Below are 11,720 nucleotides of genomic sequence, written 5' to 3' on the forward strand. Positions count from 1 at the left end.
ATTAATTAATGGATTAATTGTTTTTGTTGTATTCGTAATCTGTTTTACCGTTCTTTGCAGCACAGACAGACAGGTTATTCACCCGGTTTTCCGCATCGAGCGCTAATGCATAGAATGACAGGTTCTCTATGTTCCATGCCTTGTCGATGTTTACTTGGTAAGTCTTGGTAGCTTCTTTGCCGGAAGCTATCTCTCCCAAGTCGTCACCTTCTACCAAGCCGGATGCGGCTATCAGCTTGCGCACTACATGGTTGTGTACATAATCGTCGCGTGTGATGCTGCCGTCGGCCTGCGGATAGACAATTCCGTCCTCCAATACATACACAGCCAAGCGATACTTGGAAGTCTTTTCCGAGGTTACTTTCACTGTAACTTCGGCTGTCTTGCTCGCTTCGTTATAGACCGATGCAATGGCTACGCCGCAGTGTGCGGGATAGTTTTCCAGTGAGTTCTCACAAGCCTTTTTGGCTTTGGCAGGCCCGCTGCTGATGTCCATGCCCTCACGCATATCCACAGCACAGGCGGGAGCGCCGTCTTGCTTGAATTTCTTCATAAGGGTGGAGGATTGCGGAATCGCCATCGGGTCTTTGTCAAGATGGAAAGCCATCAGGTCATATATGCCGTCGAAGTTGCGCACAAGCATATCTTGCAGGCGGAGCGCTCCGCTCGGACAGAACGTGCACCAAGTTCCGGTGAATTCCATGACGCAAATTCTTCTTACGAATTGCGATTTCACTACCGTGATTTCATTGGCGGTGATGGAAACGGGTTTGGAACTTTGTCCGTCGTAGGTTGCCGTGAAAGTATATGTACCGGCTACATTGGTGGAGAAAGTGGCTTGAGCCAGTTCTTTTGTCTCCTCGCCGTAGGTATAGCTGATGGTTGCTTTGGCGGTGATGTCCACGCCACCCTGCTTCACAGTGAAAGTTACGGCGCTTTCTCCGTCGGCATCTATGGATGCCTTGTCGTAAGCCAGCTCTACGGCAAGCGCTGTTTCAGAGTCGTCCGTAGCGCCGGAGCAGGAGCTCAGCCCGCAGCCTGCCGTTACAAGTAAGGCAAGCAGGGCTGCTGTTTGATAAAGGTTCATTAGCATAGAAAATTCGTTTATTTGTTATACAGATAGTCAGCTGATGCGCCCAATTTACATTCATTCACGTTGTTGCAAGTATAACTCTTGCCACCGTCCAAAGAGTTCAGCGCACATACGATGACGCGCATATTGTCAGCTTTCCAATTAGCATTCAGTGTCGCGTCGAAAGTCATGCTTGTTTCTTCACCCGCCTTGACAGGCTTTTCGGGCAGGAAGTCGCCATAGAGCGAGCCGGAAGCGGAAAGCACTGCACGCACCACATTGTTATGCTGGTAAGTTCCGCCGTCCACACCGAGTTGCATATAGTTGATACCGTCTTCTACCAGATAAACGATGCAGCGGTAACTGGCTGCCGTGTTGGAAGTTACTTTAGCGGTTACGCTTACTTTGGAAGTGCCCGCATTGTATGTACTGGCTATCGCTACACCGCAAGTAGCAGGGTAGTTGGCAAGTTCTTCCTCCAACTTCTGAGTGATTTGGCTCTGTATGCTAATCATGTCGCCTCCCGGGCGCATATTAAAGAAGCAACGGGGAAGTCCGCCGAAGTTGCCCAGTACATTGACTCTATACTTATTGGTTTCCGGAATAGCCATCGGGTCGCTTATATCGTAGTTCATATGGAAAGATGCCACGGCAAGGCGTCCCGGCTTTTCAGTCTGGATATTCTTCAGGGCGGCACTCAGCGTGGGGCAGTTTGTGCAACCTACGGATGTAAACTGCATGGTAAGCACCTTGTGGTAATAGTCCTTGCCGCCGCTGATGGCGGTAGCGGTAACCGTTACTTCATCGCTGTACAGCTCTTTGCCGTAGTAGTAGCGTGCCTTGATTTTGTAGGTGCCCGCTACGGTGGTGCTGAATGCGTGTGCGCCAAGCGCCATATTTACTTCCTCGCCCGATTCTTTCGTTACCACCAGATTCATGGACTGGTCTTCGCTGATATCCTTTGAACCGTAGTGTACGGAGAAGGTCACCGTTTCCGCACCGTCAGCCACAATACTTTTTTTGTCAGCCTTGATACGTACTGCGCCGTCGTCCGGGTATTCCACTTCTATTTCACCGTCATTGCCGGAGCAGGCGGCAAAAAACGCCAGCAGGCAGGGCAGGAAGAAGCGGAATCCGTTTAAATAAAATCTCTTCATAAACTTGCGGGTTAATCGTTATACTTATAGTCTACACTGCCGTTGATGGGACATTCGGTGATATTGTCCACACGGTCTTTGCCGTCTACACGGGTCAGCGCATAAATTACTACACGTGCTTTGGAAGCATCAAGGCCTTTTGCCTCAATTGTGTATTCGGCTGCATTGTGTTCTTTATCGGCTGCTACCGTGAATTTTGCATCGCTCATTTTCATATAGTTCGGAGAAATGCCCATTACCGTATAGTCGTAAACGTCTTCGGCTGCGTCTTGCGCGGTCAAGCCGTCTTGCACTAAAGCGTATACCAAATCGTAAGTGCCGCCTTTGTTTGATTTCAGTGAAGCGTTTACCGTAATTTTTCCTGTTGCGGCATTGTAGGCTGAGTTGATTTTAATACCGCAGGTAGCCGGATATTTCATCATATGCTCGTTGAACAGTTCTTTGATAACAGTCTTTCCGCTGTTGCTTGACATATCTATAAGGTCATAGATGCAGGTCGGGAAACCGCTTGCGCCGAAGGCGGACATTATCTTGCCGGTTTCATTCAGGTGGAAAGGATCGGCTGCGGCGCTGGAAGAAGCATGGAAGCCCATACGAACCATGCGGCCCGGCATCTCTTCTTCTACGGCGTGCAGACCGGCAGTCATGCGCGGGCAGTTTACGCACCACGTTCCGGTCATCTTGAATACTGCAATCTTACGATAGAACACTTCGTAATTCTTGCGGTTTTGCACCTTGATTTCCAAAGGCTCGGAAACCCAGTCTTTGTAATATGCCTTGAAAGAGTGGGTACCGTTTACCACTGCTTTGAAAGTCTTGGTCTTTCTTTCCAGATATGTATCGGTAGTGACATCTTGGAAATATATTTCTTTCTTATATTCTTCATTGGCGGTCAAGTCAATGCCGTTGGCGTCTTTCACGATAAAGGTCACCATGTCTTCGCCGTTTGCTTCAATGACGCTCTTATCCGCTGTCAGCGTGATGGGGCCGGTTACTTCGGTAGGGATGTCCACCTCGTCGGACGAACCGCTGCATGAGGCGAGTGAGCCGGCAAATGCCAGACTGCATACATAAAACATTAAATTTTTCTTCATACTCTTACTGTTTTGGAATTGATATTGTTAAAAAGAAGTCGTGATAGAGAGGTTGGCGCCTGTATATGCCTGTATCAGACGGCATACACCGCCGGAACATACATAGCCTTCCTTGTTGCGGCCGTAGCTCAGGGCAATGCGGGTGCGTGACTTGGCATAGCTGACGCCTACATTGTAATAATGCACTTTGGTGTCTCCGTGATTGTACATATCACTGCCGTAGATGCTCCAACTGGGGGCGAAGTTCACTTCGAGCAAAGCTGCCATCCAGTCCTTTTCGTTCTCTTGGCTGGTGAGGTATTGCAGTTCCAGGCGGGTGGAGAAGTCCGGTGTAAACTTGTACAGCAAGTCGGCTACGAAAATATTGGAGAGGTTGGTGACCTTGGTCGCGCCATACGAGGGGCTGTACTCTTGCATGGAGTAAAGCAGGTTCATCTTGAACTCTTTGGTCCACTGTTTTTCTACATCTACGCTGAAATCGCGGAACAGCATATTGCCTGTCTTGGCAGTGCCTTCCTCGGAGAGGGCATAGTAGGTAGAGAAATTACCGTGTACTTTCAGTCCGCGTTTGCCGCCGATGGCAGTGCCGCGCTTGAAGTAGTAGAATACGTCCAGTTGTCCGCCCATCTCACCGCTGTTGGTGTAGCTGTTCGTCATGCTGCCTATCTGCGGGGTATAGGGATGCAGGGTCGTGAGCAGGTAAGTGTATTGCGTGCACATGGCAGGCACATAGTTCAGCAGGTTGGAGGTGGAGGTGTTGTCGGAGATGATTTTGCTGTCCATCCATTCCAGACGTCGTCCGGTCAGGTTGATGCCCAGCCCGTTTTTGCTGTAACCCAGCTCCAGCAGCTGCGCGTTGGCGCGTTTGCGGACGTACTGTTTGTCATCGTGGGCAAAGGCGTAGAACTTGTTGCCGCCGTCCACGTATTCACCTTTGGCGGTGAAGCCGTTGCGCTCAAAGTTCACTCTGCCGGAGAAACCGTTGGTATAGGGCTTTCCGCCTTCTTCCTGCAAGTCCACCATCTGTATTTTCTCGTAGCGGTTCAGGGCGGATGCCTCGATTGCCAGCGAAGTGCTTTGCCAGTTCAGCAGGTTGGAGAGGGAGAAGCTGAGGTCGGCGCCGCGTACCTGCGTGTCGGAAAATTCCATACCGAAGCGGGGTGCGCCCCAGATAGCCTTGAAAGCCACCAGATTCTTATAGTTATAGGTGAAGCGTGCGCCCATTACCGCATTGTTCAGTCCTAATGCCCGGTCTTCCCAGCTGCGGAACAGCAGTCCGCTACCGAACTGGTCATAGAATGTTCCTGCGGTGATAGAGAAATTCTTGTCCACCCATGAAGCGTAGTAATTGGTCATCTTGGCTTTTTCCAATTCGGAAGGATAGCCGTAGAGGGCGGGCTCGTAGGCTTCCAGCTGTATGCCGGCGGTGAACTTCCCGTGATAGTAGTCCAGTTTCAGGTAGTTGTTGCTACCGAAATGGTCGTCGGGAGATTCAGCTTTTGTCTTGCTGTCGTCCTTGTAGTAATTGGTATTGGTTTCAAAACTTCCGGTCAGGTAACCTTTGTTTTTCGTCTCTTGTGCTCCGGCGGCTGCCGACACTAAGGTCAGCAGCGCTAATGTCCGGAAAAATAGTTTGTTCATGCTCGTGAAACGTTAGCTGTGTCAGTAAATAAATTATTTCTTCAAACCCTTGATTGTTTTCAGCAACTCCTGCTCGCTGCCCGGAGTGTATCCGGTGTGCGAGTAGACAATCTTGCCGTTGGCGTCCACCACGAATACTTGCGGGGTAAGCGTCACGTTCATGGCACGCATAAACTCTTGGTTCTTGTCGTAGAGTACGGTGAAGTCGCTCCAGCCGTGACCTTCGGCAAGCGAACGGGCTTTGGCGGCGGAACGGTTGTCATCGGTGGCGATGGCTATCACGCGGAACTGCGCTTCGTCCAGCCAGTCGGGCATCAGCTCGTTAATGGCGTCCAGCTCGCGGATGCAGGGTTTGCAGGTAGTGGCCCAGAATGAGATAATCATCGGGGTTTTATTATCAACCAGTGAGGCGGTATTTACGAGTTCTCCTTTGGAGTTCTCTATCTTGACCGAGGGCACTTGCGCCCATGCGGTAGTGCAAGCCATAGACAGGCACAATAACGCGGCAGTGATAAATGTTTTCATAAGTAGTTCTTTGTTTTAATTAATAATCAGTATTATTTAATGCGTTCCATCGCGCATTTGCGTATATTGAATTTCATGGTAGCCACTTTGCCGTCCTTGTAAAGGTCGCCTATCAGGGTGTTGCCCGTGAAGGTAATGGTCTTGGTTGCCGGATCGTATTCGCCGCGGTAGCCTTCATAGCCCACGCTGCTTGCGTTCTCACGGAAACGGATGGTGTAGGGGCCGTTGGCAGCTACGTCTTCACCCTGCATGATGTACACGTATATCTTTTTGGCGGCTTCGTCATATTCGTAGCGCATACGCCAGTTGAAGGTCCATTCAATATCTCCTTCCGGGTCGAAACCTTTCTCGTTGGAGCATACCAAGTATTTGCCGTAGGCTTCCGTACCTTCTTCGGCGAGGTTCACCTTGACGGAGAAGCCTACCTGCATATCCATGACGGAAGTACCCGAAGCCGTTCCGGTGAATGCCCACGTTCCGGCAAGCGTTTCGTAGTAATTGGAGTCATTGTCGAGAATCTTCATGGTCATGCTGCTTTTCTGACCGGCCTGTCCGCCCTCTACCGAGGTGATGGCGATGGTGAGAATGCGGTCTGCATTGATTTCTTCATCGTCCACGGGTTTGAACTCAAAGTTGGCGACAGCTTCATCGGCGGAGATAACGAGTGTCTTGGTAGTCACGATGTAATTTTCGTCTTCCGCGGCATTCTCGCTGCTGATGCTGATTGTTACTTTGATGTCTCCGTTGCGTTCGCCTGTCACTTCCACCGGTATGTTGCACAGGTCGGCAGTCTCTTTCACTTCCATTTCAGTATTCTGGAAATTGACGGTGGCGTCTGACGTATTGAGCGTAGCCTCGTCTTCGGAACAGGACACTGTCAGGACACCGCACAGAAGGAGGGTAGCTATCTTCAAGTATTTCATCTTACTCTTTTTTATCATTAATGGTTTACTCTTTCTATCTATTAATATCCGGGATTCTGCTGTCCGGCAAGTGACGTGTTGGCATCCATTTCCGACTTGGGAATGGGCCATACCATACGGTAGTCGTCGGCGGGTTTGTTCAGTCCGTCGGTAGTGGCTTGTCCGGGGAACAATACCAGACCGGAATTTTGCGGCAGGCCGCGCTTCACGCCTTTGCCCCAACGCTTGAGGTCCATCATGCGGTAGCCCTCACATACCAATTCGCGCTCGCGTTCGTCCATAATCTCGTTCATCAGGACTTCTTGGTTGTTGTAGTTTCCGCCGGAGAATCCGGGAATACGGGCGGTTTTCAGCGTTTTCAGGTAGCCGCGCGCTTTCTCCAGACTGCTTGCCGTACCGATACGCGTATTGGCTTCGGCGGCAATGAGATACATCTCGGCAATGCGGAAGGGCTTCGGCTGGTTCAGGTAGCGGGTTGTTCCGCCCAGCGTATTGAAGTTCTTGTTGCCGGGATACTTGTTGAAGAACTTGATTTGGGCAGCCGTTCCGGTAGAAACGCTCAGCTTGTAGTCTCCGTAGTATACGGCAAGACGAAGGTCGTCGGCATCGTAAAGGTCTATCAACGTCTTGGTAGGGATGTAGTCTTTCTTGGTGGTGGGATAACCGATGAAGAGTGTTCCCAGCGGAGAACCGGCGTCGTCAGCGCTCTGCATGGCTATCTGCCAGATGGTTTCCGTGCCGCCGTCCTCTTGCCACATATCTTTAAGTCCGCTTTCATTGTTCAGCAGCGGATAGAAGTCCGAGTCTATCAGGGACTCCGCATAGGCAGCCGCATTCTTGTAGTCGTCCATTTGCAACGCCACGCGGGCACGCAATGCTTTCACTACGTCTACCGTGATGTAGTTGCCGCGTTGCTTGGGGGCTGTGTTTATGTTGACATAGGCGCCGTTGATGTAACGGTCATAGTCTACAATGCCTGAACGGGCTGTCTGGATGCGTGTGTCGGCTTCCGCCAAGTCTTCCGTAATCTGTTTGTAGGTAGCTTCCAGTGAAGAACGTTCCGGATATTCGGAAGCGGAAATCTTGGGCTTGTACTCCAATTGCAGGGGCAGTCCCAAAGTGGAAGCGGCGGTAGCCGGATTATAGTCGGCGCAGTAAAGCGTGGTGAGGTAGTAGTAGCAGTAAGCGCGCGTGAAGTACGCTTCGCCCACGTACACCGCAAGCTGTTGTTTCTGTACGTCGGTAAGGTCGTTTTCCTCGCCTTCGTCCATCTTTTTGGCAGAATCTATAAAGAAGTTGGCGCGTCCGATGGCGGCGTAGCAGTTAGACCAGATAGCCTCTACATAAGAGTTGCTGCTCTGGAAGTTCCAACGGTAGAAGTCACCGTAGGTATTGGAAAAGTCGGCAGTGGCATTAAAGCCGTCTGCCTGAAATTCGGGGGCGAGGACGTAACTGCCGCCCGCCAGACCTATATAGGCGGCGTAGATACCGGTGCGTGCTTCCTCGAAAGCATTGATGGAGTTAAGAGCCTCGTCGGCGGGTATTGAGTCGTAGGGCATCATGTCCATGTCGCACGCGCTCAGCCCGAACATCAATGTAGTAAATGCTATGATAGATATTTTCTTCATTTTGGCTTTATACTTTTTAATAGGTTTAGAAAGTTAGTTCAATACCAAAAGTGTATTGCTTGGTGTTGGGGTAGTTACCCAGCTGGAGGTTGCTGTCCACCTCGGGGTCGTAACCCTGGTACTTGGTTACGGTCAGCAGGTTTCTTCCGGTGAAGTACACTTTGGCGCTGTTGATGACACCGGTCTTGCGCAGCCATTGTGCAGGCAGGTTGTAACCGATGGTCAGGTTTTTAAGGCGCATGAAAGACGCGTTTTCCAGCAAGTGGGTATCAAACTGCATGGGAGAATCGGCTACGGCGATGTCGGTAACGTCACCCGGTTTTTGCCAGATGGACAGTACCTTCGTTGTCTGGTTGTTGGAACCGGCAAAAGTGGGATTCTCGGTAAAGTATCGTTCGTTGTTCATCATATACTGTCCCAGCATGAAGGAGAAATCGGCACTGATGAAGATACCTTTCCAGCCGGCTTGTGTGCCGAAACCGCCCGACCAGGGAGCGTAGCGTTGTTTGCCCACGAATACGGCGTCTTCTTCGGAGTAGTTTTTGGTGAGGTTGCCGTTCTTGTCATACCACATATTGTAGCCGTCGCGCGGGTCAACGCCTGCCCACCGCACGTAATAGTATTCGCCCCATGCTTTGCCTACTTCCATTTTCAGTCCGGTGTCGGGCAGTGTATATTCGTCCAGCCCGTTGAACAGTTTGGTGATTTCATTCTTGTTGTAGTTGATGTTGCCGGATACGCTCCAGTTCCAGTCCTTGTTCCGGATGATGTCTACGGCAAGGCTGAGGTCGAAACCGCGGTTACGCATACTTGCCACATTTTCCACGCTGCTGCTGTGACCGGTGGTGAAGGAGAGGGGATAGGCCATCAACATATCTGCCGTATGACGGTTGTAGAACTCTATATCCAGTGATACGCGGTCGAACACTCTGGTGGAAAGGCCTACGTTCAGGGTCTTCATGCTTTCCCAAGTCAGGTTGTCATTGCCCACGGTAGAGGGGGCGATACCTGCCTTGCCGTCGTAAATTAAACCGCCGCTCACCAGGGCAAGGGCGTTGTAGGGGCTGATTCCGGAGTTACCGGTTGTTCCGTAGCTGGCTTTCAGCTGCAGGCCGGTCAGCCATGAAATGTCTTGCAGGAATTTCTCTTTCTTCATGTTCCACATGGCTCCCACGGAGTAGAAAGTGGCCCACTGGTTCTGCTTGGCAAAGAGGGATGAACCGTCGCGGCGGCCTGCGAGGTCGATGTAGTAACGGTCGTCGTAGTTATAACTGATAGTGCCGAAGTAGGAGTTGAACACCTTATTATATTTAGTATGCAACGGCACGTCGGAGTCTGCACCGGTGCTCATCAGCATCATACGCTTGTCCAGTATCTTGGTGGCGTAGGCGGTGAAGTTCTCGTTCTTGGTGATGATGGACTCCTGTCCTGCCAGTACCGTGAAGTAGTGCTTGCCCGCAAGGTCGAATTTATATTCGGCGGTGTTGGTGTATGTAAACGAGTAGTAACGCTGGAAAGATTCGCTGGCTTCGCCGGCGCCGTCGAACGGGCCTACGGGATATACCTTATGGCTGTTGCGGTAGTCGTATGCTTCTACGGCTTGTGCGGCACGGATATTCAGCCCTTTGACGGGGTTGATGTTGAAGAATGTATTTCCGTTGATGCGTGCCGTGCTGCGTTCGTTGGGCTGTATCTCGGAGAGGTAATAGGGATTGTAGAAACCCAAGTCCGAGAAGTAGTCAAGGCGTTCGCCATAGCCGATGAATTTGCCTTCGTTGTCTTTCAGGATTTCGTTCACCGTCTGGTCGGGGCGGTAGACACGGGCTGCATAGGCCTTGTTGTAGACACTGTTTGCCACGCTTCCGAAAGAGGTGGTGTTGTACTTCTGATAAGACAGGTTCAGGTTGACACCTGCCTTCAGCCAACTGGTGATATTCATTTCTACATTGCTGCGCAGGGTTTCACGACGCATGAAAGAGTCGTCCATGATGCCTTCCGCATCGTAATGTCCGAAAGAAAGGTAATAATTGACACCTTCCGAACCGCCTACTACATTAAGGTCGTACTGCTGTGTGGGGGCGCTTTTGCCGAAGAATACATCCGACCAGTCGGTGGATATGCCGTTGTCTACATAGAAGGCTTTTCTTTCTTGGAAAGCACTGTCGTACAGCTTTCCCGGGTCCATAATCTCCTGAAGGTTAAACCATTGCCCGGAGTTCATCATGCTTGCATTGTCGCCTGTCATCTTGGACCATCCGTACTGGGCGTTAAGGCTGATTCTTGCCTTCTGTCCCATTTTGCCTTTCTTGGAGGTCATGATTACGACGCCGTTGGCGGCACGCGAACCGTAAATGGCTGTGGATGAGGCGTCTTTCAGTACTGTCATGCTCTCTATATCATTAGGGTTCAGTGCTGTGAACGCACTGGACGAGATAGGAGAACCGTCCAGAATGAACAGCGGTTCCGTATCTGAATTGATAGAGCTGACACCGCGCAGGCGCATTACAACCGTTCCGCTGGGTTCGCCGCTGGGGGTGAATACTTGCAGGCCGGCTACTTGTCCTTGCAGGGCGTCTCCTGCATTGGCTACCGGCTTGTTGGCAATCTTGCCACTGTTCACCGTAGACACGGAGCCTACTACCGAACCGAGTTTCTTACCGGTTCCGTAACCTACTACCACTACTTCGTCCATCATTTGTGTGTCGGCTTTCAGCACGACTTTCATCTGCGGCTTTATGGGAACGACCTCGGTTTTCATTCCTATAAAGGAGATTTGCAACGTCTTGGCGGAAGCGGGTACGTCCAAGTTGAACTGTCCGTCTACATTGGTTATTGTTCCTTTGGAACTTCCTTGTACGAGAACAGAAGCTCCGATAACGGGCTGATTGTCCTCCTCGGAAATTACAATTCCCGTAACGTTACGTGTCTGGGCTGTTATTGCTTCGACTCCCAATAACAGGAGCCCTAACAGCAACACCATCTTTCTTTTCATAAAACTTCTTTCTAAATTATTTAATAAATACATGGATCAATAGAATAGTTGTACTCCATCGCGGACATACTTACATTGAACGAATAATATTGCCGGGTCTGTGACCGACAATGTTTTTCAATGTAGTCTCATAAAGTGCTGTGAATACGATTGGGGGAGATAACTCTGATTAAGAATAGGCGGGATAGCATATTTCTCCCCTTCAAAAATCAATCAGAAGGGAGGAACGATAGACAACCGGAAGTTGTCATTAAAGTTGGCATTGTAATACTGATATAATGACCGAATCAAGTTTTCTTGGTTGCGATTATTGCAAAACAAAAAAGAAAACAAGGCTATGTAACAACCTAATAATGATAGGATATTTAGCATATCTGTTATTTTATTAGTATAAATTCGTTAAAATATTTTTTTAATTTTCATCTCTCTTAAAGTTCTTACAGACTTGTCTTTCTTTTTACATTCTTCTGCCTGAAATGCTAAAAATACATTTTTAACAGGGAAAAGAAAAGTACGGCAAGAACTTGGTAATAAGTTGAAATATGCCTTATAATGGTCTGTAACGGTAAATTTTCAAGAAACTCCGGAAGGGTTCTGTTTTAAGAAGAAACAGGGTATTTGGAATGGAAGAAAAATAGACCATAATAAAAATTCCTATGCTTCTTTTTTAATTGTGTAAGTTTTATAT

Annotated in this window: 8 protein-coding genes; all 8 read right to left on the minus strand. The window is 49.8% G+C overall.

Annotated elements, in window-relative coordinates; translation table 11 throughout:
* Positions 1-13: 13 nt before the first annotated feature.
* The 8 genes from DW121_RS05360 to DW121_RS05395 are packed head-to-tail and all read right to left on the minus strand — an operon-like array spanning position 14 to position 11,032.
* Positions 14-1,093 (minus strand): Omp28-related outer membrane protein, encoded by a 1,080-nt coding sequence (locus DW121_RS05360; protein WP_233555772.1) that lies wholly within the window; start codon positions 1,091-1,093, stop codon positions 14-16.
* Between the two features lie 11 nt (positions 1,094-1,104).
* Entirely contained in the window at positions 1,105-2,229 is a 1,125-nt protein-coding gene (locus tag DW121_RS05365; protein WP_118323203.1) for an Omp28-related outer membrane protein, read from the minus strand.
* 11 nt (positions 2,230-2,240) lie between these two features.
* Positions 2,241-3,323: an Omp28-related outer membrane protein gene (locus tag DW121_RS05370; protein WP_118323204.1), complete on the minus strand. Its 1,083-nt coding sequence runs from the start codon at positions 3,321-3,323 to the stop codon at positions 2,241-2,243.
* Between the two features lie 27 nt (positions 3,324-3,350).
* Positions 3,351-4,964, minus strand: coding sequence for a DUF6029 family protein (locus DW121_RS05375; RefSeq protein WP_117712849.1), 1,614 nt, complete (start codon positions 4,962-4,964; stop codon positions 3,351-3,353).
* A gap of 33 nt (positions 4,965-4,997) precedes the next feature.
* Positions 4,998-5,489 (minus strand): TlpA family protein disulfide reductase, encoded by a 492-nt coding sequence (locus DW121_RS05380; protein WP_117712848.1) that lies wholly within the window; start codon positions 5,487-5,489, stop codon positions 4,998-5,000.
* Between the two features lie 32 nt (positions 5,490-5,521).
* The gene (locus tag DW121_RS05385; protein ID WP_117712862.1) at positions 5,522-6,412 is read right to left on the minus strand and encodes a Calx-beta domain-containing protein; all 891 of its coding nucleotides are present in this window, start codon (positions 6,410-6,412) and stop codon (positions 5,522-5,524) included.
* A 41-nt stretch (positions 6,413-6,453) separates the two neighbouring features.
* Positions 6,454-8,040: a RagB/SusD family nutrient uptake outer membrane protein gene (locus DW121_RS05390; RefSeq protein ID WP_118323205.1), complete on the minus strand. Its 1,587-nt coding sequence runs from the start codon at positions 8,038-8,040 to the stop codon at positions 6,454-6,456.
* Positions 8,041-8,065: 25 nt separating this feature from the next.
* The gene (locus DW121_RS05395; RefSeq protein WP_118323206.1) at positions 8,066-11,032 is read right to left on the minus strand and encodes a SusC/RagA family TonB-linked outer membrane protein; all 2,967 of its coding nucleotides are present in this window, start codon (positions 11,030-11,032) and stop codon (positions 8,066-8,068) included.
* Positions 11,033-11,720 lie beyond the last annotated feature (688 nt).

The organism is Bacteroides sp. AM10-21B, assembly GCF_003472565.1.
Taxonomy (GTDB): Bacteria; Bacteroidota; Bacteroidia; order Bacteroidales; family Bacteroidaceae; genus Bacteroides; species Bacteroides propionicigenes.